Annotated in this window: 25 protein-coding genes, 1 rRNA gene and 2 riboswitches; of the genes, 15 read left to right on the top strand and 11 right to left on the bottom strand. The window is 40.0% G+C overall.

Annotated features, from left to right (window positions below; translation table 11 throughout):
- Nucleotides 1-132: 132 nt before the first annotated feature.
- The 8 genes from ACO1D1_RS23105 to ACO1D1_RS23070 all read left to right on the top strand — a co-directional run bounded on the left by ACO1D1_RS23105 (nucleotide 133) and on the right by ACO1D1_RS23070 (nucleotide 8,535).
- Nucleotides 133-1,590, top strand: a complete 1,458-nt coding sequence (locus ACO1D1_RS23105; protein ID WP_423337294.1) for an RNA-guided endonuclease InsQ/TnpB family protein — start codon at nucleotides 133-135, stop codon at nucleotides 1,588-1,590.
- Nucleotides 1,591-2,237: 647 nt separating this feature from the next.
- A complete protein-coding gene (gene hflX / locus ACO1D1_RS23100; protein ID WP_423337293.1) occupies nucleotides 2,238-3,494 on the top strand; it encodes a GTPase HflX in 1,257 nt (418 codons plus the stop codon).
- Nucleotides 3,495-3,584: 90 nt separating this feature from the next.
- Nucleotides 3,585-3,631: riboswitch (PreQ1 riboswitch) on the top strand.
- A gap of 252 nt (nucleotides 3,632-3,883) precedes the next feature.
- Entirely contained in the window at nucleotides 3,884-4,384 is a 501-nt protein-coding gene (gene queF / locus ACO1D1_RS23095; protein ID WP_423337292.1) for a preQ(1) synthase, read from the top strand.
- A 16-nt stretch (nucleotides 4,385-4,400) separates the two neighbouring features.
- Entirely contained in the window at nucleotides 4,401-5,042 is a 642-nt protein-coding gene (locus tag ACO1D1_RS23090; protein ID WP_423337291.1) for a queuosine precursor transporter, read from the top strand.
- A 147-nt stretch (nucleotides 5,043-5,189) separates the two neighbouring features.
- Nucleotides 5,190-5,618, top strand: coding sequence for a hypothetical protein (locus ACO1D1_RS23085; RefSeq protein ID WP_423337290.1), 429 nt, complete (start codon nucleotides 5,190-5,192; stop codon nucleotides 5,616-5,618).
- 1 nt (nucleotide 5,619) lies between these two features.
- Nucleotides 5,620-6,291, top strand: a complete 672-nt coding sequence (locus ACO1D1_RS23080; protein ID WP_423337289.1) for a PspA/IM30 family protein — start codon at nucleotides 5,620-5,622, stop codon at nucleotides 6,289-6,291.
- A gap of 176 nt (nucleotides 6,292-6,467) precedes the next feature.
- On the top strand, nucleotides 6,468-7,142 hold the full coding sequence (locus tag ACO1D1_RS23075) for a response regulator transcription factor (RefSeq protein WP_423337288.1): 675 nt from the start codon (nucleotides 6,468-6,470) through the stop codon (nucleotides 7,140-7,142).
- A 46-nt stretch (nucleotides 7,143-7,188) separates the two neighbouring features.
- Nucleotides 7,189-8,535: a sensor histidine kinase gene (locus tag ACO1D1_RS23070; RefSeq protein ID WP_423337287.1), complete on the top strand. Its 1,347-nt coding sequence runs from the start codon at nucleotides 7,189-7,191 to the stop codon at nucleotides 8,533-8,535.
- Between the two features lie 399 nt (nucleotides 8,536-8,934).
- On the opposite strand, the gene ACO1D1_RS23065 is transcribed toward ACO1D1_RS23070, so the two are convergent.
- Nucleotides 8,935-9,645, bottom strand: coding sequence for a polysaccharide deacetylase family protein (locus tag ACO1D1_RS23065; RefSeq protein ID WP_149872575.1), 711 nt, complete (start codon nucleotides 9,643-9,645; stop codon nucleotides 8,935-8,937).
- A 331-nt stretch (nucleotides 9,646-9,976) separates the two neighbouring features.
- Here ACO1D1_RS23065 and ACO1D1_RS23060 point away from each other — a divergent pair, with 331 nt between their 5' ends.
- Complete coding sequence (locus ACO1D1_RS23060) at nucleotides 9,977-10,867, top strand: acyl-ACP desaturase (protein ID WP_149868580.1); 891 nt, start codon at nucleotides 9,977-9,979, stop codon at nucleotides 10,865-10,867.
- A gap of 63 nt (nucleotides 10,868-10,930) precedes the next feature.
- Here the strand turns inward: ACO1D1_RS23060 and ACO1D1_RS23055 are convergent, their stop codons facing one another.
- The 7 genes from ACO1D1_RS23055 to ACO1D1_RS23025 all read right to left on the bottom strand — a co-directional run bounded on the left by ACO1D1_RS23055 (nucleotide 10,931) and on the right by ACO1D1_RS23025 (nucleotide 16,836).
- Nucleotides 10,931-11,080 carry a DUF3934 domain-containing protein gene (locus ACO1D1_RS23055; RefSeq protein ID WP_149868581.1) on the bottom strand — a complete coding sequence of 50 codons (150 nt, stop codon included), beginning with the start codon at nucleotides 11,078-11,080 and terminating at the stop codon, nucleotides 10,931-10,933.
- A gap of 191 nt (nucleotides 11,081-11,271) precedes the next feature.
- On the bottom strand, nucleotides 11,272-11,400 hold the full coding sequence (locus ACO1D1_RS23050; RefSeq protein ID WP_223820880.1) for an anti-repressor SinI family protein: 129 nt from the start codon (nucleotides 11,398-11,400) through the stop codon (nucleotides 11,272-11,274).
- Nucleotides 11,401-11,520: 120 nt separating this feature from the next.
- Nucleotides 11,521-12,132, bottom strand: a complete 612-nt coding sequence (locus tag ACO1D1_RS23045) for a TetR/AcrR family transcriptional regulator (RefSeq protein WP_423337286.1) — start codon at nucleotides 12,130-12,132, stop codon at nucleotides 11,521-11,523.
- Nucleotides 12,133-12,344: 212 nt separating this feature from the next.
- Nucleotides 12,345-14,291 (bottom strand): FtsX-like permease family protein, encoded by a 1,947-nt coding sequence (locus ACO1D1_RS23040; protein WP_423337285.1) that lies wholly within the window; start codon nucleotides 14,289-14,291, stop codon nucleotides 12,345-12,347.
- Nucleotides 14,281-15,042 (bottom strand): ABC transporter ATP-binding protein, encoded by a 762-nt coding sequence (locus tag ACO1D1_RS23035; RefSeq protein ID WP_423337284.1) that lies wholly within the window; start codon nucleotides 15,040-15,042, stop codon nucleotides 14,281-14,283. The genes ACO1D1_RS23040 and ACO1D1_RS23035 overlap by 11 nt, the downstream gene beginning before the upstream one ends.
- Before the next feature lie 101 nt (nucleotides 15,043-15,143).
- Nucleotides 15,144-16,148 carry a sensor histidine kinase gene (locus tag ACO1D1_RS23030; protein ID WP_423337283.1) on the bottom strand — a complete coding sequence of 335 codons (1,005 nt, stop codon included), beginning with the start codon at nucleotides 16,146-16,148 and terminating at the stop codon, nucleotides 15,144-15,146.
- Nucleotides 16,141-16,836: a response regulator transcription factor gene (locus tag ACO1D1_RS23025; RefSeq protein WP_149868586.1), complete on the bottom strand. Its 696-nt coding sequence runs from the start codon at nucleotides 16,834-16,836 to the stop codon at nucleotides 16,141-16,143. Before ACO1D1_RS23025 ends, ACO1D1_RS23030 begins: the two co-directional genes overlap by 8 nt.
- A 118-nt stretch (nucleotides 16,837-16,954) precedes the next feature.
- A riboswitch (purine riboswitch) is annotated at nucleotides 16,955-17,054 on the top strand.
- 59 nt (nucleotides 17,055-17,113) lie between these two features.
- On the opposite strand from ACO1D1_RS23025, the gene add reads away from it, so the two are divergent.
- From add to ACO1D1_RS23000, 5 genes are all read left to right on the top strand, one after another.
- Nucleotides 17,114-18,106 carry an adenosine deaminase gene (gene add, locus ACO1D1_RS23020; protein WP_423337282.1) on the top strand — a complete coding sequence of 331 codons (993 nt, stop codon included), beginning with the start codon at nucleotides 17,114-17,116 and terminating at the stop codon, nucleotides 18,104-18,106.
- 190 nt (nucleotides 18,107-18,296) lie between these two features.
- Entirely contained in the window at nucleotides 18,297-19,271 is a 975-nt protein-coding gene (locus ACO1D1_RS23015; protein WP_423337281.1) for an efflux RND transporter periplasmic adaptor subunit, read from the top strand.
- Nucleotides 19,271-19,981 carry an ABC transporter ATP-binding protein gene (locus tag ACO1D1_RS23010; RefSeq protein WP_423337280.1) on the top strand — a complete coding sequence of 237 codons (711 nt, stop codon included), beginning with the start codon at nucleotides 19,271-19,273 and terminating at the stop codon, nucleotides 19,979-19,981. The genes ACO1D1_RS23015 and ACO1D1_RS23010 overlap by 1 nt, the downstream gene beginning before the upstream one ends.
- A complete protein-coding gene (locus ACO1D1_RS23005; RefSeq protein ID WP_423337304.1) occupies nucleotides 19,968-21,125 on the top strand; it encodes an ABC transporter permease in 1,158 nt (385 codons plus the stop codon). The genes ACO1D1_RS23010 and ACO1D1_RS23005 overlap by 14 nt, the downstream gene beginning before the upstream one ends.
- Nucleotides 21,126-21,170: 45 nt before the next feature.
- Nucleotides 21,171-21,716 (top strand): PepSY-associated TM helix domain-containing protein, encoded by a 546-nt coding sequence (locus tag ACO1D1_RS23000; protein WP_423337279.1) that lies wholly within the window; start codon nucleotides 21,171-21,173, stop codon nucleotides 21,714-21,716.
- 99 nt (nucleotides 21,717-21,815) lie between these two features.
- Here the strand turns inward: ACO1D1_RS23000 and ACO1D1_RS22995 are convergent, their stop codons facing one another.
- Genes ACO1D1_RS22995 through ACO1D1_RS22985 form a run of 3 tightly spaced genes read right to left on the bottom strand, consistent with a single transcriptional unit; the run spans nucleotide 21,816 to nucleotide 25,535 of the window.
- On the bottom strand, nucleotides 21,816-22,949 hold the full coding sequence (locus ACO1D1_RS22995) for a Ger(x)C family spore germination protein (RefSeq protein ID WP_423337278.1): 1,134 nt from the start codon (nucleotides 22,947-22,949) through the stop codon (nucleotides 21,816-21,818).
- Nucleotides 22,933-24,039 (bottom strand): GerAB/ArcD/ProY family transporter, encoded by a 1,107-nt coding sequence (locus ACO1D1_RS22990; protein WP_423337277.1) that lies wholly within the window; start codon nucleotides 24,037-24,039, stop codon nucleotides 22,933-22,935. Before ACO1D1_RS22990 ends, ACO1D1_RS22995 begins: the two co-directional genes overlap by 17 nt.
- A complete protein-coding gene (locus ACO1D1_RS22985) occupies nucleotides 24,036-25,535 on the bottom strand; it encodes a spore germination protein (protein WP_423337276.1) in 1,500 nt (499 codons plus the stop codon). The genes ACO1D1_RS22990 and ACO1D1_RS22985 overlap by 4 nt, the downstream gene beginning before the upstream one ends.
- A gap of 402 nt (nucleotides 25,536-25,937) precedes the next feature.
- On the opposite strand from ACO1D1_RS22985, the gene ACO1D1_RS22980 reads away from it, so the two are divergent.
- A 16S ribosomal RNA gene (locus ACO1D1_RS22980) occupies nucleotides 25,938-26,520 on the top strand; the annotation flags it as partial.

The raw sequence follows: 26,520 nt of genomic DNA, 5'->3' as shown, positions 1-26,520 counted from the left end.
TATGGGAATATAAGCTGCTTTTTGTTATTTTTTTTATTGAAAACCAAATAACTTACTATACTTTTTGGTGTAATCTGGTATAATTAAATTATGTTTAGAACACATGTTCCTTGGTGGAAGGAGGTGAATACGGTGTATAGATCCTATAAAATACAAATTCATCCTCAACATGAGTTGTTTGAATACTGTGATTCTCTATGTTTTAAGGCGAAAAATTTGTACAACATCACCAATTACTATATTCGTCAAGTATACACATCGGTAAGAAAAGAAATAAGAAATGAAAATCAACTTCAAGTGTTAAGGGATATTGAAACTCATTTACCACAAATGAATGATATTCGTCTAAAAAGCTATGAAAAAGCAAAAGCAAGACCTAGGAAGGTAGACAAAAAAGGCAAAATTATAGAACCAAAGTTGAAACTCTTCAAAATGCCAACCCAAGAGAAATCATTCATAGGATATACCTTTGTAGAAGCGCTATTCAAGGTCATGAACCAGATTGATTACACCTCAATGCCCTCTCAGTCCAATCAACAAACGATGAGGAAAGTTTATGATGATTGGAAAAGCTATTTTGAAGCCTCTAAGAAATATAAACTCAATCCTGCCAGCTTCTCCGGTAAGCCTAAGATTCCAAAATATAAACCTAAAAATGGCCGAACAACGTGCTATTTGACGAATCAAATTACTGAAATAAAAGATGGGAATATACTAAAATTACCAGGAACCCATCTTCAACTAAACGTGGGGAAAATCTCTCTTTCTGAAGGAAAATTACAACAGGTTCGGATTGTACCGTCCTATGGCCGCTATGTATTAGAGATCGTTTTTAAAGGTGAACAAGAAAAGGAAATCAAACGAACGGATAAACAAAAAAATGAATTTATTTTTACCCCAAGACGGGTAATAGGTATTGATTTAGGTGTTGATAACCTTGCAACTATCGTCGATAACACGGGGCTGAAACCTCTGCTTATCAAGGGCACAGGGCTAAAATCAACCAATCAATACTATAACAAATTAAGAGCTAAATACATGTGTATTATAAGAAATGGAAAGGGTCCAAAAGAAGGGATCTATAACACCAACCGGCTGATTTCCTTGGATCGAAAAAGGAATAACCGCGTCATGGACTTTTTACATAAAGCAAGCGCAAAAGTGGTGGAGGTTGCCTTAGAAAGAACGATCGATACCATCATCATAGGAAGAAATGTTGGTTGGAAATCGGGAGCAGAAATGAAAAAGTCTGATAAGCAAACTTTCATTCAAATTCCGTATGCAACTTTCATAGAAATGATTCGATTCAAGGCCGAACGTCAAGGTATTCAAGTCATCGACCGTGAAGAAAGCTACACCAGTAAGTCTAGCTTCTTGGATCAGGATCCAATCCCGACATTCGGAGATGAAATTCATCCCAATTTTAGTGGGTATCGATGTAGTAGAGCTTTTTATAAGATAAAAGGCTCAAAAGTTCTCATTCATGCGGATGTAAATGGCGCCTTTAATATTGTCCGCAAACATGTAAAGGATGCCTTTGAAGGACTTGAAAGAAAACATTTCCTTCAAGCTCCTAAGAAATCATCATAATGAGAAAAAAAGCAAAGCTGAAGGCCTTGGCCTGATGTGGTAGCGGGACTTGTGGTAGCCCGTGAAAAGACAATGGGCTATTAAAGCCTATTCTTTCGAAACCCCTAATATAAAGGTATGGGGATACTCATTAAGACGCTCGCGAAATTCCAGCTCGATGCGTCAATCACGCGACAGACGGCATGATTTGTATCAGATTGTCTGGAAAAATAAAAATTAGTCCTTGAATGCAAGGAATCCATTGATTTCCATTTCTGGTAATGTTATGATTTAAGTAATTATAGAGAAATGGAGGTTTTCCTAGTGTATTTTTGCAGATTGCGATTCCAAATTTTGAACCGTTAATTGAATACGTTCAAATCTCTGCCGGCTGTGCAGAGTAAATGGGATTGGTCTGCCTTTTTTAAGGAAACCTTTATTTTACGGTAAGTGAAAAAAGGGGGCGAGTCGGCCCTCTTTTTTGCTGTCTATAAAAATAAAATACGGGATATGAGAAATGCTTTTTTCCCATACCTTCTACTTTCTCCCCAGCCAAGATTAGTTTTTGGCCCCTTTTGGGCATCTTTCGTGATGCATTCATCCCTTTACTTTGCACAGGCAGGTCGTCTGTGTTTTTTGTCTGTTTTTAAAAAAGGAGGAATTTACTCATGAGAGAAAATCAAAAAGCGCTTATTGTTGGTGTCAATATCAATCATCAAGCTGATTTTTCTTATTCGATGAAGGAATTGGAGAACCTGGCAGCTGCCTGTGAAATCGAAGTTGTCACCGAAATTACGCAAAATTTAAATCGCATCAATAAATCACATTATATCGGTACTGGTAAAATCGAGGAAGCGAAACGGATCCTGGAAGAGACTGATGCAGATGTAGTCTTATGTAACGATGAATTATCGGCAACGCAAATTCGGAATCTGGAAGAAGGGCTTGATCGAAAAGTCATTGACCGGACAATGTTAATTTTAGATATATTTGCCGAACGAGCCAAAACGAGAGAAGCGCAGCAGCAGGTGGAAGTGGCACGCCTTAAGTATTTGCTGCCGCGAATCATTGGCTCAAGGGAATCCCTGGGGCGTCAAGGCGGTGGCGTTGGTTTGAAAAATAGAGGTGCCGGTGAAACAAAATTAGAACTGGACCGCCGGAAAATTGAAGCAAAGATTGCCGACTTAAATAAAGAACTAGAAACGCTTGTCTCGCAGCGGGAAACGAGGCGCAGCCAACGGAAAAAAAGCGGCATTCCGCTCATTTCCTTAGTAGGCTATACAAATGCCGGCAAATCAACAATCATGAATGCCATGCTCCGAAGGTCACATCAATCACCAACGAAACATGTGTTTGAGAAGGATATGTTATTTGCAACACTTGATACTTCCGTTAGAAAAATAAAGCTTGCCAATCACCAGCCGTTTTTGCTTTCTGATACAGTTGGTTTTGTGGATAAGCTTCCGCATCACCTTGTAAAAGCATTTCGTTCAACATTGGAGGAAGCGGCAACGGCAGATTTGCTCATCCATGTGGTTGATTTTTCAAGTCCGTATGTTGAAAATCTCATTAATGTAACAAATCATACGTTAAAAGAGATGGGAATCAATCAAATCCCAACGATTATTGCTTATAATAAGTCGGACATAGCCGATGTTGAATTTCCTGTGGTGAAGGATCGAAGCGTTTATCTTTCTGCTAAACAAGGAATAGGAATAGAGGAATTAGTCGATGTGATCAGTGCGCAGATTTTTAAACATCCGATCCATTGTGAAATGCTGATTCCATTTGATGAAGGCCGCCTCATAAATTACCTGAATGAGAATGCAAATGTACTTTCAACGAGCCACGAAGACAATGGCACCAAGTTAACGATGGAATGCAATCAAGATGATTTTGAAAAATACCAGGAATACGTTGTTTAACTGTCTGGAATAGTTTCCGGAGGTAAATTTTTGTTTGACGTTTTAGAAACAGTTCTTTATGATAATAGGGAAACGAATACCCGTACTTAAACGGGAGAGGTTCATAGCTGATACCCTCTATAAAAAACTATGGATACATGACTCTATGCCATGTCCATAACGGACATGGCTTTTTTGTTTTTTATCCCGAAAGTTTGTATAGGATCTTTGGCTGAAACTCTCTTGATAAAGTGTGGGAACACATTTTTATGTCTAGCTCCAGCGCCTAGCCCCTCGAGGTCACAAGCCAATCCGTCCAAAAGGTTAAAAAGCAACCTTTCGGCCGGCTCGTCTTGTGCTTGTCGGGGCTGATCAAGGCGCTTGCGCTTTTCTTACTAGGGGGTTTTTTTATGTCTGGCCGCAAGCCTACAGAAGGATTAAAGGATTTAACATTATTAGGGAATCAAGGGACGACCTATTCATTTGATTATGCACCCGAGGTATTGGAGTCAGTAGACAATCTGCACCCAGAGCGTGATTATTTTGTAAAGTTTAATTGCCCGGAGTTTACGAGCCTTTGCCCGCTGACCCGGCAGCCGGATTTTGCGACAATGTATATCTCATATGTTCCGGATCAAAAAATTGTCGAGAGCAAGTCTCTGAAACTGTATCTTTTCAGCTTTAGGAATCACGGCGATTTCCACGAGGATTGCGTTAATATCATCATGAACGATTTAATTAAATTGCTTGATCCGCGCTACATTGAGGTATGGGGTAAGTTCACTCCAAGAGGAGGAATTTCCATTGACCCATGGTGTAACTACGGGAAGCCTGGAACGAAGTATGAGGAAATGGCCAGCTACCGGTTGATGAACCATGACCTTTATCCAGAAAAGGTTGATAATCGCTAAGGGAGGCAGGAAGAAAATGATTTTTTATTTAAATGGAATTTTTGTAGGGCTGTTGATTTTGGCGAACATCGTTGCGGTTAAGCTTTTTAGCATCGGGGATTTTGCCATACTGCCTGCAGCAGTCATTGTGTATATTTTTACCTATCCTCTCATTGATGTAATCGTCGAGGTGTATGGAAAAAAAGAAGGACGGAGAACGGTTCAGGCGGGACTGATTATGCAAATCCTTGCTTTAATTTTCATAATAATTACGATTCATCTCCCGGCCGCACCTGTATTTAAAGAACAAGTGGAATTTGAAACGATCTTAAATGGAAGTTTTCGGGTTATTCTAGCGAGTTTAATTTCTTATGCAATCAGCCAAAACTTGGATGTATTTGTTTTTAATAAATTAAAAAAACGTCATGGTCAGAATAAGCTATGGCTTCGCAATAATGCATCCACAATGCTGAGCCAGTTGATTGATACAACAATCTTTATCACGATTGCCTTTTATGGAACAATGCCAATCGCTATCCTGGGAAGCTTGATTCTAACTCAGTATATCTTTAAGTTTGCAGCAGCCATCCTAACAACACCATTAGTTTATGGGCTCGTCCATTTCATACGGAAACAGGAAACAAAAGAACAGCACACCACTGTAATGAGTGATTACTAAATTGCATGTTTCGAAGCAGTCGTTTTAGCGGCTGCTTCTTTTATTTTTTCTATTTCTATTAAATTTTTTAATCTCTAGTTAATCTTTCACCAAGTTTTCACCGTTCTTTTATACACTTCAATCATCAAGAACGAAAGGAGGAATAAAGTGATGAATGCTAGAGTGAAAAAAGGGATCTTTTGGGGTGCTGCTATCACTACCATGATGTTGTTCATTAATGTTATCCACTATTTTGTAGGAGGTACCAGCGCCTTTGCCGAAGGACGGCATGGCCATGGACCTGGAGGACCGGGCGGCATGAGGCAGCATGGCGATTTTGGACCGCCGCAGCATATGATGAACGGTCCCCATCAAGGCAGCGGATTTCATTGGCTTGGAACCCTGCTGTTCCTAGTAATCGGAATCGTCATTTTGGTTTTAGTAGTGAAATGGCTAAGAAGGAAAGCAAAAGCTGCTTCAATGCAGCAGTTTATTGATACATCGTTAATGAGTTCACACCAACCGTTTTTGAATCAAAATGCACGTATGTTAGATCAGTGGGAAAAAAATATAACAACAAAAAAGGAGAGTTTATAAAATGGGTATTTTTAAAAGATTAAAAACAATTGCGAAGGCTGATATCAATAGTTTGCTTGATGGAGTAGAAGATCCAATTGCACTGTTAAACGAATACTCACGTGAAATGGAGCAGGAAATGGCAAAGGCCCAAAGAGCATTATCCCGGCAAATTTTTGTTGAGAATAAACAGGCTGCCCTTATTCTCGAAACGAAGGAATTAGTCGATAAAAGAACCCGTCAGGCTAAGCTTGCTATTGATCAAGGCGATGATTCGATAGCAAAACTGGCAGTACAAGAAAAGTTAAACCAAGAAAAGCAGTTAAGTTTCTACGAGCAGCAATATGATGTGATAAAAGGACAGACAGAAACCCTTCGAGAAAAGTTGGCTGATCTGCAAGAAACCTATCGCGAATTACAGCAGAGGAAAATCCTTTTAGCCTCTCGGGCAAATGTGGCGCAGTCGATGAAACAAATTCAGAAGGCAACGGTTTCCTTCCAGACAGACAATATCTTGAGAGGAGTAGCCCGGGCAGAGGATAAAATATTAATGATGGAGGCGGAAGTGCAAGCTGGCAGTCAGTTTGCAAGTCCATTACTCCAGCATGATGCGGTCCTTCAAAACTATGTCAACGAGGAAGATTTACATCGTGAAATTGAAAAACTTAAAAATGAAAAAGTGACTCTAAGTTAAGTAGAGATAGCTAGGAAAGGGAGCCCCAGTAATAAACCTGGTGCTTCTTTTGTTTTTAAGCTGCTGTTACAATTTCTTAAGTTAACGTTAAGATTGTAATGGTAGGATTCGAGTTGACGGGGAGCATTTTTTTAAAAAACCCCCAATTAACTTGAATTTAAAGGGGTTCGTGAGAGATGAACATTTTGTTAGCAGAAGATGATCAGAGCCTGGGCGAATTAATCATATATATGCTGAAAAAGAAGGCCGGTTACAAGGTCGAGTGGGTGATGGATGGTGAAGACGCCTACGATTATGCCGATTATTCTCATTATGATGTGTTAATTCTGGACTGGATGATGCCGAATGAGAGTGGGGTGGATGTCTGCCGTCGCCTGCGAACACATGGCTATTCCGGTGCGATTTTAATGCTGACTGCTAAAGATACCGTGCAAGACCGGATTGAGGGATTGGATTCAGGTGCAGATGATTATCTGGTGAAGCCGTTTGAAATTGATGAACTTTTGGCCCGTTTACGTGCACTTGCCCGCCGCAATTATGCACCGATTTTGGAAGAGGAAATCCGGATTGATAATTTAGTTTTGAATCGGTTAAGCCATATGGTTTGTTTGGGAAATGAGAGTGTTCAGCTGAGCCCCCGCGAATTTCAGCTATTGGATTTATTGGTGCAAAATAAGGGACAGGTGCTGCCGCGCGAGGTTATTCTTGAGCGGATTTGGGGCTATGATGCCGATATTGCTCCTAAAACCATTGATGCAACGGTGAAATTAATTCGAAAGAAGTTAGTTGCTTTTGGTAAGCAAGATCTACTTCAAAGTATTAGAGGGGTAGGTTATAAGCTTGAACACTAATTTTCTTTCATTCTTTCGTTTATTCATCAACCATAGGGAGAAAGATGTGTTTAAAAACACTCAAGGTCGATTAACTCGAATTTATAGTGGATTGCTGATTTTATTTCTAATCCTTTTTATTGTCATTGTGTATTCGGTTCTATATGTTGTGATTTTAAAAAATGAGGAACACGAACTGCAAACATTGGTGAATCAGGAAGCTAGATTCATTGAAAATGATTTGTGGGAAAATAACAAAGGTGACCTTCGTGGATTTCAAAATCAAGAGGTTGTGTTTGCGGGTGTGAATCAATTTTTCTATTATGTCGTCGATTCAAATGGAGAAATGCTAATGGGGAGTGAGACGAATCCCCGTTTTCGCCCAGATTTGCTGCGCCTTGTGAGCGCTGGATTCCGGAAGGGTAATGAAGTTCGTCAAGAAACATTGCGGGTTAGGAATTTTCCGAATGGCGGGGGGAGGAAAGGGGAATTTCATTCTCCTAATGAGGATCAAGATGTCCGCCTGATGATTGCGAGACAATCACTTTACTATAAAGGTCAATTCGTCGGAGAGCTGTATGTAGGAAAGGACATTTCATTTATTTATCAGCTATTTAGCTGGCTAATCATCATATTTGCAGTATTAGGGATTTTATTTATAGGTATCGCCCTAATTATTAGTGTGAAGATGTCCGAAAGAGCAATGATTCCTATTAGTAGTGCATTTAAAAGACAGCGTGAATTTGTGGGAGATGCCTCGCATGAACTGCGGACACCCTTAAGTGTGTTGTTGTCTTCGATAGATGCGATGGAAATGACAATTGAGCTGGAAAAAGGGGGAATGATCGCGAAACTACTCACGAATATGAGGCAGGAAGTAAAGAGAATGACCCATTTAGTTACTGATTTATTAACGCTAGCACGTTCTGATTCCAATACAATCGAGCTTAGAACCGAAGTGTTTGACTTTCGGCCGCTGGCGGAAAAGGCGCTGGAATCTGTCCAGCCGTTGGCTGCTGCAAAACAAATAAAGCTTGGCCTGTCTTCGCCATCTTCTTTGCAAGTTGCTGCGGATCATGAAAGATTATCACAGCTGCTATATATTCTATTAGACAATGCAATAAAATACACCCAAAGCGGAGGGGAAGTGAAGCTCGGTCTCTCCAAAAAGGGGAATGAACTATATATCGTCGTTCAAGACACCGGAATTGGTATTAAAAAAGAGGACCTTGGGAAGATTTTTGAACGTTTTTACCGGGTAGATAAATCCCGTTCACGACAGGCCGGCGGACACGGATTAGGCCTCTCCATCGCCAAATGGATAGTAGACACACATAAAGGAACGATAAAAGTAACCAGTGCTGTTGGAAAAGGAAGCACATTTGAAGTGAGGGTGCCTGACACCAATAAATAGTTTGGTACGGTGGCAGAGTTGTAAAAGGTGCCTGACACCAATAAATAGCTTACTACAGTGGTAGAATTGTAAAGGTGGGGATGTACCAATGAGGGGGATTTACTGGGCGTTTTATGGGCCGAGTGCAATTTAAAAGATGTATCTAGTATTATTCTACTTGGAGGTTCGTTTGGATTTTGGGCCTCAACATCGAAGTAGAGCCTGTCTACTTCGATGTTTGATTGAATTTTTAGTCCAACCCCCGATGTAGAAGCAGTCTACGTAGGGGTTTGGCGAAATTTTAAGCTCCAATCCCGATGTATGAGTGGTCTACGTAGGGGTTTCGTGTATTTTTAAGCCCCCACCCCAATGTAGGATTGGTCTACAACGCACTTCCCTCCAACTACAACATTCGCCGGCTCATTTACGTCCATCTAAGTCCTGAAGTTCATTTACTGTTACAAAGTTATATCCTTCTTCGGTAAGTGCTTGGAGAATCCCTTCAATGGTCTTAAGTTCCTCCCCGGTTTGATCATACATCGGATGCAACAAAATAATCGATCCGGAGCTTACCTGATTCTTTACATATTCCACTTTGTCAGCCGCACTAGTGTAAAAGGTGTCCGGTTCAAGATTCCATGTGATGGTGTCTCTATTATGTTTATTAAGAAAGTAGGGCAATCCTACTAGTTTCTTCCCGTTTGGCGGACGCACATCTATTTCTCCAGTAAAACCGGCATCACGAATCAATTGATCTGTTTGTTCTATTTCCTCTTTATAATAGGCAGGCATTTTAAAAATCATCCGCTTATGAGAATAGGTATGATTGCCGACTTGATGGCCTGCGTCGACAATTTGCTTAGCCGCTTCCGGATTGTTCTCTATCTCATTCCCGATAAGAAAGAAGGTCGCCTTTGCGTGGTATTGATCCAAAAGTGGCAGGATTTGATCGACATTGTGTGTCGGCCCATCGTCAAATGTTAATGCTACTACCTTTTGGTCCGTCTCCACTTGATCCGTCAGACCGCCAAATAACTGGAAGGTTCTCGAATTCATTAATTTATAAGTGCTAAAAAGCAGCAGGAACACAACAAGAATTCCAACTCCCATATATACTAATTTCTTTTTCATATATACAGCCTTTCTATTCATTATGTATAAAACCAAAATCCATTTCATTATAACAAAAACCAAGAAAATCTGCCCGACACTAAAGCGATCATGCATTTCCTCAAAGAAAGTGGTGACCTGGAATATCGGGCACCTAGGAATATGAAAGGTCCTACTATTAGTTAAAATCAGAATAGTTGTGCTATAATTAAATTGGTAACAGGTACTAATATCAGATATAACAAAATAAAGTTGATTTGAGGATAGTTTTCAGGAGTAATATCCAAACCTTTTAAAAAGAAATTTCATTAAAATATGGAAACAAATGATCAACGCGAATGGAGGGGTTATGTTGTTAACAAATGATTTGGACTTTCGGTTAGAGCCTAAACTTATAGAATTATATGAAGAACATAAAAAGCGGGCTGAAAAAATAGATTGGGGTTACCATGATTTCTTGCCATGGGATAAGGCAAAGGACTTCCGGCGTGTTCCGTGGGATGAAAGTCAGGTCACACTTCCGGCATCCATTGTAACTGCAGTTGAAACAGCGCTTTTAACGGAAGTAAACCTGCCCTGGTTCACCTCTCATCTGGATCAAACCTTTAAAGGCTCTTTAACAGTTATTAAAGATTTTGTTCATACGTGGACAGCGGAAGAAGACCAACATTCAAACCTTCTTGAAACGTATCTTTTAATCACACGTAATGTCGATCCGAAGCGTCTTCGCCAATTACATAAACAAACAGTTGAGAATGGCTGGAATCCGGATTACCATACACCTTTTGAAACCATGGTCTATACATCTTTGCAAGAACTGGCAACTATGGTGTTTTATAATAATGTAGCGAAAGTGGCCGGAAAGCATGATAAGGATTTGGCTAGTTTGCTCCGGCGGCTAGCAAAGGATGAAACATTGCATTATGCCTTTTACAGGGATGTGATTAAATTCCATCTGCAATTAGAGCCTAATTACTGTTACCATTTGGGAAATGTTATTATGAACTTTCAAATGCCAGGGACAGTAATGCCCGATTTTGAAGATCGGATGTCCATTATTGCAAAAGAGGCAAATTATGGCCCATTGGAATATTTTGATCAGGTTTTAGATGTGATTGTTGATTATTGGGAGCTGGAAAAGCTTCGGCCAATTGCACCAGAAGCAGAAAAAGCCAGGCTGGACATTCTAAAGTATCATGCCAGGTTGAAAAGAGTCAGAGACCGCTTTTATAAAAATAAGTAAATGCACAGAACAAGAGCCTGCCCCCGATGTGGTTAACCCTTAACGCACTGGGGGACAGGCTCTTTACTTGTTATTTTCGTCAGCAGATTTTTTAACCCCTTTGCTGACATATGGCTTGGCACTTTTTGCTTTGTTGGCACTGGCTTGCCAACGATTCCAGCCCTTCTTACCTGTTCCCTGGCCAATTCCGCTTTTCCCTTTAGCTTTAACCATGTAACCACTCCAATATATTTTTTTGTCCAGATATAAGTCGTGGTTTAGTGTACCATAAACAGTTAGTATTCGTAAAAAAGTGTTCTAAGTTATACAATTGGAGGAATGAGAAACAGGAACCTTCCACCAGATGATGAACGCTTTATCATACTGAGGTCAGGTACCTGTCTATGCCCTTTTACTTTGACATCTTATCCTTGCTGCTGCTTCAGAAACTCTTTGACTTCGGCTGGCGTTAATCCGATTTGTTTTGCAAGCAACATTAGATAAATCCATTCCTCGTCAAGCCTTTCGACCCGTGCGCCAAGCTTGGAATCCACTCCTATCATCCCCTAGGAAAAAAATTTATGAATAAATGTATGTAAAAACTGTGATTGTCTTTTAATGTAACGATACTATTGAGCTAGCAGTAAAGGGTTATTATGAAACTCGAAAATTTATCACTGTGTACTGCAACCATGATGTATCATTATCCCGTTTAGAAAAAGTGTGACAATTTCATTTGCTAATATCTCTGGTGATTTTTGACCTTGCAGCAATTTTGAAATCGTTAGACGTTCGATGGCTCCAACTAAGCTTTCCGCAACAATAGCCATGTCAATATTGGGGCGAAAATAACCTTGCTGCTGTTCAAAAGTCAGATTGTCTTTTATTTGGGATGCTAAAGTATGCTTGATGTCATCTGCCTCATCCGCAATAAAGAATCCAATTCGAGCCAGGTCTGGCTCCTCAACAAAGAAACGAAAAATGGCTGCTAGTCCATTGCTGATTCGATTTGCAAGGGAGGAATATTCAATTCCTGGTTCAAGGCGACTTTTTGTCGTAAGATCAGACAACTCTTCACGAAACAAATCGACCAATTCACCAAATAGTGCTTCTTTACTATCAAAGTATAAATAAAAGGAAGGCTGGCTTAAGTTAGCTTGCTTCACAATGCTGCTCACTTTTGTTTCGTAGAATCCTTTATGAGCAAATTCCTTTGCAGCGATTGAAAGCAATAATGCCCTGCTTTGTTCTCCTGATGCTCCCTTTTTTCTTCCCCTTTGACCCATTAATGTCCCAGCTCCTGATGGAAAAAATATATTACTTAAGAGTATTATATTTTGGAAAATCCTTCTAGTCAACAATAATACTCTGAATCTTTAGTAATATTAACCTATTAACATTGACCCTGAGACCCTGTACGGTAAGGCACAAATATGTGCCATTTTTGAATAAAAAAGACACCGGCGATTGGCCGGTATCCCAAAATCAACTTTATCTATTAGAGTGCTTCCTTAATCACCTTTTTATAATAAAGAACAGAAAGGATTCCAAAAATCGAGTACAATCCTGTATAAATCACCATGACGATAATCATCGGTGTCCACACCTCGGTACCGAATAAAAACCAGCCAGACTGCACGGCGAAATAGCTGTGGAAGAGGCCGACGACTAAAGGAATGCCGAAACTAAACAGCTGTTTTGCTTGAATACCTTTAAGCAGATCTCCCTGAGTAAAACCAAGCTTCCTTAGGATCGTATAATTCGGTTTTTCCTCTTCACCCTCACCCATTTGTTTAAAATAAAGAATACATCCGGATGTAATCAGGAAGGTTAACCCAAGAAAGCCTACAATAAACATCACTAGCCCCATATTTTGTTTCTGATTGTTGCTCATTTCAAGACGAGAGAAATTTGTAGAATTCTCACTGAAAGTCATTTCTTGGAAAATATCATTAGCCTTGCTAATATTAGCTTCATTCTTAATATTGATCCCGATATATAGGGTGGATTCTTTCTGAATCTCTGGGTTGAGATCGTTCTTTAAGCGCTGAAAAATTGTTTCGTCCACAATGGCAACGGGCAATCCACCATTGGTGAAGTTGTAGGGAATGATGAATTCCTGTTCCAAACCTGTATATTTCTGTGAAATGGTTTCCTTTTGTCCTTTGAGCTCGATTTGTCCGGAATCTTTGAGGGACATAAATTTTTGCAACATATCATTATACCCAGTAAACAGAGTTTCATCCGCAGATAAATCAACGTCTTTGACGGCTTTATCACTAACCACTGGGAGGGTCATAATATTCGGATCAAAGTTTAATTCTTTTAAATTTGTTTCCATTATTTGCTTTACATTTGCATTTACCTGTAAGACATCAGTTCTTTTTTCACTATAATCAATTCCCTTCGCCTCTAATACTTCTTCAAATTTCTTTGCATCGTCGACATTTGTCAGTGAAAAATGGGCAGGTACACTATTTTCAGCGCTTTTTTCTGCTGAATAATACGATATATAACTTAACGATAATAAACCAATCGCAAGCGCTGATACTGTCGTAATGATCGTTAACAATAGAGCATTCGATTTCATTCGAAACATAATCGAGGATAGTGATAATACTTGATTAATATTTAAATACCCCTCCTTCTTTTTCCGAATGACATTAAAGATAAAGCTGACGGAGCCTTTATAAAAAAGATAGGTTCCGATAATGACTGACCCGAGAATAAAAATCATCGCACCAAAAAGTTCTGTCATTGTGACGAAATCGCCACTAAACAATTTAGATGAAATATAATAGCCGGAAATAATCGAAATTAACCCAATAATGCCGATGATAATTTCGAACCATGACATCTTTTTCACTTTTCCTTCTGTCGATGAAACCACTCTAAATAAGGAGAGGATACTTTGTCTCTTAATAAATACATAGTTCATCAGCATGATAAACAGGTAGATGATTAAAAACACCACAACTGTTTGAATCAGTGCTTTCGAGGAAAAATGCAGTGAAGCAATTGCATCTACACCGGTTACTTTAAATAGAATCATTAAAATTAGCCGAGAAACCGAAAATCCGATAAAAATTCCGATGACTAACGAACCGAAATAAAGGATAAAATTCTCAGCTGTCAGGATGTTGAAAATCTTGTTTTTTGTCATCCCGATTAATTGAAATAAGCCAATTTCCTTGCTGCGCCGTTTAATAAAGATGTTATTGGCATAAAGCAGAAAGATGGAAACAATCGCGACCAGTAAAACCGAAGCTGCCTTTATCGCTGCGGCCCCTTTCATGGAGTCCTTTGTTTCGTTCATCGCCGGGTCATACTGCAGGGTGACAAAGGCGAAGTAAAGGGCAACACTAAAGATCAGCGCAAACACATAAAGATAGTAATTTTTTATATTCTTTTTTAAGTTGCGAAAAATGAGTTGCTTAACGCTCATTTGGCACACCGCCTAATACACCTTGGGTTTTCATGATGTCTTTAAAGAACGTCTGCCTTGATTGCTCGCCTCTATTTAATTGGGTGTAAATCTGTCCGTCCTTGATAAAAATTACCCTGCCACTGAAGCTCGCTGCCACCGGGTCATGGGTTACCATGATAATCGTTGCTTTGCGATTTTGATTCAATTCGCTTAATTTGTTTAGTAAATCTGATGCGGATTTTGAATCAAGGGCACCTGTGGGCTCGTCAGCAAAAATAATGCTTGGTTCGTGAATAAACGCCCTTGCCGCAGAAGTTCGCTGTTTTTGACCGCCGGAAATCTCATTTGGATATTTATCCTTGATGTCAGTTATCCCAAGTTCCGCTGCCACTGCGTGAAACATTTCATCTGCTGCTCTCTTTGAAATTTTTGAGATGGATAACGGCAAGAGGATATTTTCTTTCACTGTTAATGTATCAAGTAAATTATAATCTTGAAAAATAAATCCTAAATGATGCTTGCGGAATTCTGCAAGCTGGCGCTCCTTCATTGCTGTCATTTCTTTTCCTTCGATCGTAATCGTGCCGCCGCTCACCTTATCAATGGAAGATAGCACATTGAGTAAGGTGGTCTTTCCGGAACCAGAGGCGCCCATAATACTGACGAATTCCCCTTTTTCAACACTTACATCAATCCCTTTTAACACTTCCTGTTTATTTAATTTATTGCCATAGCTCTTATGAATCTTATACGCTTCTAATATCTTCATACTGACACGCTCCCTCTAAATCGATACTTTTATTATAATTAGCAAGATAAATCCAATCCTTCGATTAAGCGAACAAATGAGAAAAGCATGTGACATTGTTGTCACATGCCTGCAATATGGACGAAATCATTTTTTTTGGGAAAGGTTAGTGTAAAAGTGGTTCCTTCTCCGGGTCGTGATTGGACATTCATTTCAATTAATAACGGCTTGGCGATTCTTTTTGTTAAATATAACCCCATACCTGTTGCGGCATGATCATGATGAGACGTTGTCGAGGTAAAGCCCTTGTCAAAGATGCGAGGCAAGTCTTTAGGGTCAATCCCTCGCCCAAAATCGGTCACTTCAAGAACAGTCTGCCCATCTTTATAATGGCTTGTAATGATGATGTCTGACGTTTCACTGTATTTCACCGCATTTGTCAACAGCTGCCTGATGATAAAGGCAAGCCACTTAGCATCCGTCAAGGCGGCAGCGGCATCTAGTTCAACATCAAAGCCAATCCCTTTTTGCATGCACCATGATTGTAACGTCTTAATCTCTTTAAAAAGTAACGTCTTTAAATCAGTTTCTTCTATATATAAATCATTTTCCATAAACGGGATGCGTTTTTGATGAAGCTGCTGGTCTAAAAGCAGATGAATTCGCAGCCATTCGTGTATTAATTGAGCTTTCATCCGTTCATTGTCTAGGCGGTCGATCATTAAATGCATCGCTGTCAATGGTGTCTTGACTTCGTGAATCCAGGCCAATAGGTCATCCTTCTCCTGTTCCAGCATCAGCAGGTTTTGCGAAGCCTCTTTTTTAAGCCATTCGGTTTGGTTCACAATGCATTGCTCAATCATTTTTTCAAACGGGCTCTCAGGCGCTGCTATATTGGTTAAATCAAGATTGTTTTCCCACTCCGCTAAGCTTTGATAAAACCTTGTTTCCTTCTGATAACGAAATATCAAAAAGAGAGAAACAACAAGCATTGAAAGGAAGACAATATAAAGCAGCGGCAAAAAGGGAATCGCCGTATCCAGAAAAGAAACAAATAGAATCAGTGCTTGAATAACCAAAAAGAGAAGGATCCAGCTGCGCCGTTCGATAAGATAGTTTTTAATCATAGCCATTTGCCTCTTCAATCGCGATGTAGCCCTGGCCCACCTTTGTTTCAATAAATCGTCCCAGGCCGAGCTCGTCCAATCTTTTTCGCAGTCGATTGACATTAACCGTTAAGGTATTATCACTGACAAAGCGTTCATCCTCCCAAAGGCTTTTAATTAAGTCCTCGCGGCTGACAATCTTATTTTTTTGCTCAATCAGCTTTTTTAAGATGAACGTTTCATTTTTTGTCAGTTCCACCGTACCATCGTCATTGCTGACGGTATTTTTTTCGTAATCTACTGTTGCACCGCACCATGTTTTCAGAGTGATCTGCTCGGTATTATAATTATAGACGCGCCTTAGCGTCGCCTGGATTTTGGCAATCAGCACATCAAAATGGAACGGCTTTTGGATAAAGTCATCGGCACCAAGCTGCATCGACATCACCATATCGGTGGGATGGTCGCGGGAAGATAAAAATAGAATTGGAACATTTGAATGGGAGCGGATCATCCGGCACCAATGAAAGCCATCAAATTTTGGTAATTGAATATCAATGACCACTAAATCCGGCTTGTGTTCCGTAAATTCCTCCATGACCTTATTGAAATCCGTAATCCCATATACATCATAAGACCAGCCCATCAGCCGTTCTCTAATTTCATGAAATAATGTAACATCATCTTCAATTAACAGTAGTTTAAACAATGGATTCACCGCACTTTTTTCACATATCTTCATTAATTGTATAATATATCCTAATATGGTGCTATAGGAGGCCAATTAAATTACCATTGACAATAAATATAAATTTTATTATTCTTTATCATAATTGAATCATTGTATTCGTATAACTCCAATGATATGGTTTGGAGGTCTCTACCAGGAACCATTAATTCCTGATTACGAAGAAGGTACATGTGCGTGTATTTTCTTCGTAATCAGGAATTTTTTTTTATAAAAAAATTTACGGGGAGGAAACAACATGAACTTTTCAACATTACCTAAAATTGAACTTCACTGCCATTTAGACGGAAGTCTACGGGCTGAGACAATTATTGATATAGCAAAAAAAGAGGGCATCAGTTTGCCGACGTTTGATTTAAAGGAAATACAAAATGAGCTGATTGCTCCAATAGATTGCGAATCCCTTGATGAATATTTAAAGCGATTTGCTATCCCTAATTTAGTTATGCAGTCAAAGGAAAACTTAAGGAGAATTACCTTTGAGCTTTTTGAAGATGCGGCAATGGAAAATGTGAAATATATGGAGGTGCGGTTTGCACCATTACTTCACACGGCTAAGGGCTTATCCGTTACCGAAATTATTCAGAGCGTGATCGATGGAATGAGGGAGGCGGAAGCGGAATACGATATTCTAGGCAATGTCATTCTATCGTGTATGAGAACGATGTCGCCTGAAAGTGCGTTTGAAGTCGTTGAAAAAGGCAGGGAGTTCCTTGGAAAAGGAGTGGTTGCCATTGATTTATGTGCATCGGAAGAGGAAGGGTTCTGCGGTGATTTCGTCGCACCCATCACATTAGCAAGAGAGTATGGCTACCGGGTCACGATTCATGCGGGAGAAACGGGAGTCGGTAAAAATGTGCTTGATGCTGTTGCATTATTGGGCGCGGAAAGAATTGGCCACGGCGTCTTCATTAAGGACTGTCCTGAGGCCTATGAAATCGTGAAGGAAAAACAAGTTGTCTTGGAAATGTGTCCAACAAGTAATGTCCAAACCAAAGCAGTGAACCTTTATAGTGAACATCCCATCTATCCATTTCATCAAGAGGGTATCAAGGTGACGGTCAATACGGATAACAGAACGGTATCTGATACAACAATGGCGAAGGAATGTACGATTGTATTTAATGAATTCCACCTGACAGAAGAGGATTATCGAAAAATTTATCTGACAAGTGTGAATGCTAGTTTTGCGGAGGAAATCACAAAGGAAAAGCTTAGAAAATATTTATAAACATTAGATGGCCGCAGCCATCTATACACAAACCATTTCAAAAGTGCCTAACGTCCAATCCGGATACCGTATTGGAAGTTAGACACTTTTTTTATTTATTAAGGATAAGTTAAGGCTTGCCCATGATAATGGGTTCATGAAATAAATTGCTTTGGTGTTGGATCATAGATAAAGGAGCAGAGGAACGAACATGAAAAAATGGATTTGGATTTTAATAAGTGTATTAGTAATCGGTTTTGTCGGATATCAATGGTATCACTCAAAAAACAGCACAAGCGGGGCAGCTGTACAGGTTCGAACGGCTGCGGTCCAAAAAGGAAAGTTAGAAGTAAAAATCAGTGCTTCGGGAACAGTAGAACCCGTTACAAGTGTTGATATTAAAGCAGCAGCGGATAATCCAGAAATCGACGAAGTATTAGTGGCCGCAGGGGACAAAGTAAATGAAGGGGACGAATTGGTGACCTTCACAGACGATAGCGATCCGATCACGGCACCGGCTGCAGGAACGATTACAACGGTTTCAGTAAATGAAGGAGAGCGGGTGACAAATGGAACAGTTGTAGCCCATCTAACAAACTATGATGATTTGCAAACCGTTGTCCAGGTGAATGAATTAGATATACCGAAAGTGAAAAATGAGCAGGTAGTGGACTTAACTGTTAGTGCGTATCCTGATGCAGCCTATACAGGGAAAGTAACGAATATTGCAGCAGAAGGGAACTCACAAAACGGAACAACGACATTTGATGTCACGGTCCATATTGATCAACCAACAAACCTTAAAGTAGGGATGAGTAATGAGGCAAGTATCCTAACAGAGAGCAAAGAAGATGCCCTATATGTACCTATTGATGCTGTCCATACAAACAATGGTGAAAAATATGTCATTGTTACTTCGGCAACATCAGGTACAGAGGAGGACGGTGTGACAACCGATCAAAAGACTGTGAAAACAGGGATTGCCACAGACGAATATGTGGAGATAACAGAAGGAGTTACAGTCGGTGATAGGGTTCAATTACCACAGCTTTCTTCAGGTAATTCCACCTCTAATCAAAAAAGCAGGATGATGCAAGGTTTGGGAGGTATGAATGGCGGCGGTTTCGGTGGAATGCCTCCAAGCGGCGGTGGACAAGGAGCACCCGGCGGAAGGAGTGGCAATTAATGAACTCACCAATTATTAAAATAAGCAACATGATGAAGACGTATAAACTTGGCGGAGAAACAGTCCATGCCCTAAATGATGTTTCCCTTGAAATCCAAACGGGTGAATTCATCGCCATTATTGGTCCATCCGGTTCAGGTAAGTCGACGTTAATGAATATGATCGGCTGCCTGGATCGTCCGGATAATGGTTCTTATCTGCTAGATGGGAAAGATATTGGAAAAATGGGTGACAACAGTCTAGCAAAGATTCGCAATCAAAAGATTGGCTTTATATTTCAAAACTTTAATTTATTGGCCAAACTTTCAGCGCTGGAAAATGTTGAACTTCCGTTGTTATATGCTGGTATTTCAGCTCGGGAAAGACGCGGACTGGCCTTAGAAGTCCTATGTAAGGTTGGTTTAAAAGAACGGGCAGGACATTTGCCAACCCAGCTATCTGGCGGTCAGCAGCAAAGGGTGGCAATTGCAAGAGCACTCGTTGGAAAACCTGCGATTCTGCTGGCCGATGAACCGACTGGTGCTCTTGATAGCAAAACAAGCAAAGAGATTCTCGGGCTAATGAAGGAATTAAACGAGTTAGGTCATACAATCATTCTGATTACTCATGATCTTGAGATTGCGAAAAAGGCAAAACGGATGGTCAGTATTCAAGATGGCCAATTGGTAGAGAACGGGGGTGTGCTGCTTGGGAATCATGCAATCTATTAAAATGGCACTTCGAAGTATTAAAGGCAATAAGCTCCGGGCAGTCCTCACCATGCTCGGCATCATAATTGGTGTCGCTTCTGTTATAGTGCTTGTGTCGATTGCTCAAGGCTCAACAAAAGCTGTGACAAGCCAGATCAATCAATTAGGAACGAACCTTTTAACGATTAATACCTACAGTACAGATATCGATTTAACAGAAGATAAAATTGGCGAATTAAATCAATTGACCGGTGTAAAAGCCGTATCACCTGTTGTTTCAGGCAGAGTCTATGTGAAAAAAGAAAGGACATCTTCGCAGATTATATTAACAGGTACGAATGCAGCCTACGCCGATGTTCGTGATACGGAGGTTAGTCAAGGGCGTTTTATTACTGACTTGGATGTAGAGTACCGGCAAAAAATAGTTGTCCTTGGCTCAGATACAGCAGAAACCTTCTTCGGAGCCGATAACCCTGTAGGTCAATCAATTCAAATAGAAGGTACTTCTTTTAAAGTCGTCGGTGTGCTTGCTTCTAAAGGAAGTTCTTTGGGACAAAGCGGAGATAATGTCGTGATTGTTCCACTTAGCACCGGTCAGCGTTTAGTAGGGAGCACCACAATCAGTACGGTTTATTTGCAAGGAAAAAGTGAGGAGCAAATGGATTTTGTGATGAATGAGGTCAAATTAGCGCTTGCTGGGATGTATCCGGGGAAAACAGATGATTATGGTGTATCAAATCAGCAGGATGTGATGGATACGATGAGCTCTGTCAATGATACGATGACAATGATGCTCGGAGGAATTGCAAGTATCTCATTACTCGTCGGTGGAATTGGGATTATGAATATCATGCTTGTCTCTGTTTCGGAACGAACAAAAGAAATTGGGATCAGAAAGGCAATTGGGGCGAAAAGGAGAGATGTGCTTTTGCAATTTTTAATAGAGGCAATAGTCTTAAGCGCACTGGGCGGATTAGTCGGTATCCTTTTAGGACTTGGTTTAGGAAAAATTATTTCATCTCTCATGGATATGAGTATTTCCTTCTCGGCACCCGTGATTCTATTTTCATTTTTATTTTCCCTGCTGGTAGGAGTTGTGTTCGGGGTATTCCCAGCAAATAAAGCATCAAAATTAAATCCGATTCAGGCACTGCGCTATCAGTAGGTTTGAGTACTTTATGAAAAATATTAATTAAAGAGGAGTGGTTTTATGAAGAAAACAAGAAAAGCTCACTTATGGATTGGTCTCATTTGTTCCATATTTATTCTAATGGAGTCTATAACTGGATTGATTATGAATGAGCCTTGGCTTATTGGTCAATCACAGACTGAACAAAGAGGTAATTTCCAGCCGGGGATGATGACGGGGCCAGGACAACAGCGAGGAACCGACGTTAATCCAGGAGCGCTATCAGGTGAAACCAGGGGTCAGTCAACTGGACAATCACAGTCTAACAATCAAGCAAATTCAACCGGTCAGGCTCAAGGACAAACAAGTCCTAATTCCTCGGGGCAATTTCCTGGTTTTGACGGACCACGAGAATTTGGCCGGGAAAGTCGTTCACAAGGTTCCTTCATGAGCATTATTAGAGGGCTTCACGAGGGGAGACTCGGAACCATCAATATTAAGTGGTTAATTGACCTTACTGCAATTGCGATGATTTTCTTAACTGCTTCCGGAATTTATTTATCATTGAAAGTGCTTCGTGCCGGAAAAAAGAGAAAGAAAGCAGCGGGGGACAGTCTTCCGATTTGAAAAAGATAAACTCACGGGAGTTCTGACACCTTTTTCCCAAAGAGTAAATGTAGCGAACAGTGCCAAGCACTGTTCGCTTTCCCTTTGCCTCTAGGACAGTTAATTAATAATTCCGGAATTAATCAGTTCAAATTCAAGCTTCGTTTTTATGGGTATTTCCTTGAGAGCAACATTTTTGTATTTCTTCTCCCACAATTTAGTATGATGTACTTTAATCTCCTCCTCAATGCCAAGCCCGTCACAATTGGCTTTCTGCAATTTTGCGATAGTTCTCTCGGCGGTTTTTGTTAAACTTTTTTTAATTTCTTTGTTCAGCTGCTGTAATAGAAGTGAATTGGTTAAATGGTTTTTCGGATACTCTGAAATCCGATATTGCAATTTCAGCGAGATATTTGCCGTAACAGCATCATTGTTCACCTTTAATTTTGTTTTTTGCCTGTTATGAAGAATCTCAATGATGGCAAAGTTCTCTTGGTTAACTTTTTGTTGATCACTGGTCATCACCCAAAGTGAGACCTTTTGATTTTTTTTACCACTAAGCAGCATAAACATCTTGGCTTCTGTAATATTTAGTTTTCCCGTCATTTTTTCATTATTAAATAGCGCCATTCCTACTGAATGGGCCCGATGACTGTTTTTATGAACCTCTATAAGCGGCAGCAGCGGGTCCTTTGTGTGTTTTAGCAATAAGGGGCAGACCGATTGAACATTAAAGTTTGTATAAAAGCCGGTTGCTTCACCGCTTTTTAAAAATTCATCATAATATTGCCCATTTAAATCGGCTTCCTCTTGATTAATGCGCACTGCATCTATTGCTTCGCCTTGAATAATTGCTACTTTTGCCCCAAGAGCCCCTTTTGGATTCCGGTAAATATGATCGAGCTCCGGATAAATTCCCTTTTTCGCAAGCTGTTCTCCAAATAAGACCACGCGGGTTTTAGAAATATCAATCCTTTCCGAGATTCTGAAATCAGCATGCAGCAGTGACTCTAAAGCTGTTTTCCCCTTTGTCGTAAGAATCGTACTTTTCGTTGTAGCAGGTGAATTGGATTTCCCTATGCCCCCTTTACCAATGGGGTATGCGGTGCTGGCAGTTACCTCACCCTTCTGATTAAGATCGAAGCCTACCAGCAAGATTAATTTTTGCTCCTTTAAGAGCCGCTGATCCCAGCAGCCGGTTAATATAATGGGAATACAACAGATTACCAGGAGCCTCCTAATAGTTCTCCTCATTCACTTCACCCTTCTGCCGTTTTTTAAAAAGTAATGAAATCACTAACAGAAATACAGGTATGGCTATCAAGAAGATGAAACCGGTATAGGTAGTATACTTTGTTAATCGTTCCATCTTATCTTCTCCATTAAAAAAGAGGGCAAAGAAAAAACAAATACAGGCAGCTGCATACACGAACGGTTTCCTTGTTCGTTTTTTAAACAGATAGACTGAAGCGAACGATGCACCGTAAAGATAGCTAATAAAGGATGTCCCGACTAAAATAATCCAAAAAGAAATAATAATTAAGTCCGGCCGTTCAATAATTTTAAAGGAAAAAGATTTTAACAGGTAAAGGACAGGCTGTGGCAGCAACCTAATTTCATCATTACTAAAGTAAATTAAGCAAATAAACGTTAAGAATGAATAGAAAAAGGTGATCAATACGTTTGCCAGGGTAACAGCTTTTGCCTTTTCTTTTGCGGTTGCCATGACAAACGGGGCAATTAAAAGAAAGGTTTCCATTCCCTGCCAAGCCAGTGTAGCATGGGCCGCTCCCTTTATGATATTGGTCATACCTGAATAACCAATAGGCATGATGAAATGAAAATTTCCATCTTTAAAAGCAATAGGAGGGATGACAATAAACAAAAAAAGAATAAACGTGGCAATGAAGTAAAACCTGGCGATCACATTTAAATTTTCAATGGCAATATAGATCCCGATAATAACCATTAAAAAAACGATGACCCAGTAGGGAGTGTACGGTAACATCCACTTTTTCAAAATATAAACAAATAAAACGATAATAGTGGAACCGGTTAATAAGAAATAACCAATATATAAAAGGGTAAAGCATTTACCGGCTGCTTTTCCGAAAATCGACTCCAGGATTTGAAATAAATGCTGATTAGGAAATCGATGACATAAAATAAGATAGAAAATAACGAGAATCTCCATAAAAAGGCCTGTCAAGAGGAGCGAGATCCAGCTATCCCCTTTGGCATATTTGTGAATATCAAAAGGGAGTGAGAGAAAGGCCACTCCTATTTGGGTTTGTAATAAAAAGGTAATCATCTGGAGTTTGGTCATTTGATTTTCGTTTTTCATTCTTTTTCCCATCTTCTTGGACGATGTAGTCGTTTTTGATTTTTTACAAGCAGGTCCCTTGGACGCTCCGATAACATCCAAACCGGAAAACGTATAATCGCATCCTTCATCCCCTGCAAACTAAATGGTGCAACAGGGGTGAAATAAGGTGTCCCCAAAGACTCCAGTTTACAAAGGTGGCCAACGATAAACATTAAGGAGAAAATGATCCCGACGAAACCAAAGCTAGCAGCGGCAAGCATAATAGGAAAAGTAAGAATCCGTACCGTGTTGCTCATTTCGTAAGATGCAATGGTAAAGGATGAAATGGCAGTAAGGGCAATGACAATGACCATAATATTCGATACTAATCCAGCAGAAACAATGGCATCTCCGATAATTAAACCGCCAACAATCCCAATGGTTTGCCCGATTGGTGTAGGAAGGCGTATCCCTGCTTCGCGAATTAATTCAATCGTAAACGCCATGATGATTGCTTCAATTAAAGGAGGAAAAGGAATGTTTTCTACTGAATTTTTGACGAGCACTAAGATTTCACTTGGTATAATTTCAAAATGGTAGCCAATAATCGCGATATACAAACCAGGTAAAAGAAGGGAGATAATAAAACTCATTACTCGTAAACAACGAAAAAAAGAACCCGTGATGATCCGGCTGTTATAATCATCTGTCGTTTGAAAGAAGGAAAAAAATGAGACAGGCAAAATAATCACATCACAGCTTCCCTCCGACATGAGGACGATTCTTCCCTCCATTAATTGGGCAATTGTCCGGTCAGGTCTTTCTGTATAAAGGATTTGAGGAAATGGTGATAACGGCCGATCCTCAACAATCTCTTCTAAGTACCCGGGGCTAAAAACCATATCAATGGATAAGGTTTTTATTCGATCTTCGAGTCTTTTTACCAACTTTGTATTTGCAATGCCCTCTACATAGATAATGGCTATTTTGGTGTTGGAGTATTTGCCGATATGATGGAAATTAATTGTCAGGTGCCTGCTCTCAATACCTTGCCTAATAAAACCGATATTGGTTGATAGACTTTCAACAAATCCAACATGTGATCCTCTTACAGCTTTTTCACTATCAGGTTCTTTAGGGCTCCTTGTCAGGTCTTTAATAGTATTAAATGAAAAAATATCATCAATTCCGTGTATAATTACAATTGAATTTCCTTGTAACAGGGCAGAAACTGTGTCACCAAGTGAAATCTTATGATGTGTTTCTGCTGTAAATGGAATGTCTCCAAAGTCCACTTCAGTAGGATGAACTAATGGGAATAAGATGCTTTCTTGAATCTTTTCTGAATCAGAAATAGTTGCTAAATAAAATATAACACCTTGTTCATTTTTATAAATAATAGGGATCTTCAATAAATCCTCTGTAGTACCGAAAGAATTCTTAATGAACTCTATGCGGTTTTCAAAGGAGGAATCGTCAATAGCTGATGGCTGCTCATTCTTATCTTTGTGAAAGGGAGATTGCTTTTTCTTCATATAAGGAACTCCTCGGTAAGAAATGTACAGTTTATGTTTTACAGTAATCTTTCACTTTATTCTTTTTATAAAATTAATAGTTGACTTTCATGAAGCATGATAGTAATATAGTAATCCTGATGAGGGAAATGACACAATGTTGAAAAATAATTCTTTCATTAGTTGACAGAAATGGTAGTGTTTGATAAAATAAAAACCTCGCTGATTAGAAAAATATTATTTTAAAATAGTGTTTGACATTCTAAAAGTGAAATGGTATAGTAATAAAGTTGCTTCTGAAAGAAGCGGCGAAATTGTTCTTTGAAAACTAAACAAACAAAAACGTCAACAAACAATAAATTATTAGTTTTTTCTTATAGAAACTAAGCCAACGTTTTATTTTACGAGCTAATCAACTCAACTTTTTTGGAGAGTTTGATCCTGGCTCAGGACGAACGCTGGCGGCGTGCCTAATACATGCAAGTCGAGCGAATCAATGGGAGCTTGCTCCCGATGGTTAGCGGCGGACGGGTGAGTAACACGTGGGCAACCTGCCTGTAAGACTGGGATAACTTCGGGAAACCGGAGCTAATACCGGATAATTCTTTTCCTCCCATGAGGAAAAGCTGAAAGTCGGTTTCGGCTGACACTTACAGATGGGCCCGCGGCGCATTAGCTAGTTGGTGAGGTAACGGCTCACCAAGGCGACGATGCGTAGCCGACCTGAGAGGGTGATCGGCCACACTGGGACTGAGACACGGCCCAGACTCCTACGGGAGGCAGCAGTAGGGAATCTTCCACAATGGACGAAAGTCTGATGGAGCAACGCCGCGTGAGCGATGAAGGCCTTCGGGTCGTAAAGCTCTGTTGTTAGGGAAGAACAAGTATCGGAGTAACTGCCGGTACCTTGACGGTACCTAACCAGAAAGCCACGGCTAACTACGTGCCAGCAGCCGCGGTAATACGTAGGTGGCAAGCGTTGTCCGGAATTATTGGGCGTAAAGCG

The organism is Neobacillus sp. 19 (genome assembly GCF_049463095.1).
GTDB lineage: Bacteria > Bacillota > Bacilli > Bacillales > Cytobacillaceae > Neobacillus.
Note: the sequence above shows the minus strand (reverse complement) of the source record. Positions and strands in the feature narration are given on the sequence as shown.

Bases quoted from the DNA above. Each gene is read 5' to 3' on its own strand.
- hflX (WP_423337293.1), top strand. From the start codon at position 2,238: ATGAGAGAAAATCAAAAAGCGCTTATTGTTGGTGTCAATATCAATCAT.
- queF (WP_423337292.1), top strand. From the start codon at position 3,884: ATGTCTGGCCGCAAGCCTACAGAAGGATTAAAGGATTTAACATTATTA.
- ACO1D1_RS23090 (WP_423337291.1), top strand. From the start codon at position 4,401: ATGATTTTTTATTTAAATGGAATTTTTGTAGGGCTGTTGATTTTGGCG.
- ACO1D1_RS23080 (WP_423337289.1), top strand. From the start codon at position 5,620: ATGGGTATTTTTAAAAGATTAAAAACAATTGCGAAGGCTGATATCAAT.
- ACO1D1_RS23075 (WP_423337288.1), top strand. From the start codon at position 6,468: ATGAACATTTTGTTAGCAGAAGATGATCAGAGCCTGGGCGAATTAATC.
- ACO1D1_RS23065 (WP_149872575.1), bottom strand. From the start codon at position 9,645: ATGAAAAAGAAATTAGTATATATGGGAGTTGGAATTCTTGTTGTGTTC.
- ACO1D1_RS23055 (WP_149868581.1), bottom strand. From the start codon at position 11,080: ATGGTTAAAGCTAAAGGGAAAAGCGGAATTGGCCAGGGAACAGGTAAG.
- ACO1D1_RS23045 (WP_423337286.1), bottom strand. From the start codon at position 12,132: ATGGGTCAAAGGGGAAGAAAAAAGGGAGCATCAGGAGAACAAAGCAGG.
- ACO1D1_RS23040 (WP_423337285.1), bottom strand. From the start codon at position 14,291: ATGAGCGTTAAGCAACTCATTTTTCGCAACTTAAAAAAGAATATAAAA.
- ACO1D1_RS23035 (WP_423337284.1), bottom strand. From the start codon at position 15,042: ATGAAGATATTAGAAGCGTATAAGATTCATAAGAGCTATGGCAATAAA.
- ACO1D1_RS23030 (WP_423337283.1), bottom strand. From the start codon at position 16,148: ATGATTAAAAACTATCTTATCGAACGGCGCAGCTGGATCCTTCTCTTT.
- add (WP_423337282.1), top strand. From the start codon at position 17,114: ATGAACTTTTCAACATTACCTAAAATTGAACTTCACTGCCATTTAGAC.
- ACO1D1_RS23015 (WP_423337281.1), top strand. From the start codon at position 18,297: ATGAAAAAATGGATTTGGATTTTAATAAGTGTATTAGTAATCGGTTTT.
- ACO1D1_RS23010 (WP_423337280.1), top strand. From the start codon at position 19,271: ATGAACTCACCAATTATTAAAATAAGCAACATGATGAAGACGTATAAA.
- ACO1D1_RS23005 (WP_423337304.1), top strand. From the start codon at position 19,968: ATGCAATCTATTAAAATGGCACTTCGAAGTATTAAAGGCAATAAGCTC.
- ACO1D1_RS23000 (WP_423337279.1), top strand. From the start codon at position 21,171: ATGAAGAAAACAAGAAAAGCTCACTTATGGATTGGTCTCATTTGTTCC.
- ACO1D1_RS22995 (WP_423337278.1), bottom strand. From the start codon at position 22,949: ATGAGGAGAACTATTAGGAGGCTCCTGGTAATCTGTTGTATTCCCATT.
- ACO1D1_RS22990 (WP_423337277.1), bottom strand. From the start codon at position 24,039: ATGAAAAACGAAAATCAAATGACCAAACTCCAGATGATTACCTTTTTA.
- ACO1D1_RS22985 (WP_423337276.1), bottom strand. From the start codon at position 25,535: ATGAAGAAAAAGCAATCTCCCTTTCACAAAGATAAGAATGAGCAGCCA.